This window comes from Vibrio sp. S12_S33, assembly GCF_963889785.1.
Lineage (GTDB): Bacteria > Pseudomonadota > Gammaproteobacteria > Enterobacterales > Vibrionaceae > Vibrio > Vibrio aestuarianus.
Genome location: NZ_CAWPQZ010000346.1, coordinates 1 through 270, shown reverse-complemented (window position 1 = coordinate 270; position 270 = coordinate 1). Strand labels below are relative to the sequence as shown.

Annotated in this window: 1 protein-coding gene; it reads right to left on the bottom strand. The window is 54.4% G+C overall.

Annotated features, from left to right (window positions below):
• Nucleotides 1–270 (bottom strand): hypothetical protein (locus AACW06_RS20410; protein ID WP_202884135.1); only part of this gene is annotated, 270 nt, incomplete at both ends.

Here is a 270-nt window from a genome sequence, read left to right as displayed (position 1 = left end):
CTCTGTGGTGCTGCCATCGGGGTTGGTGATGGTTAAGGTCACCGTATCACCCACTTCCACACCCTCAGGAATGGTCACCACAGTGTCAAGACCGTCACTGTTTTCAGCCACGCTCACGCTGCCATCGGCTGCATCGGCTATGATCAAGGTTGGCGCGGTGTCGCTTACACCATCACCGTCCGTATCACCCGGAATAGTAGTGTCTAAATCAAACGTTACTGGCGCACTTTCAGCGGTGGTATTACCCGCTGCATCACTGATACTGCTGGT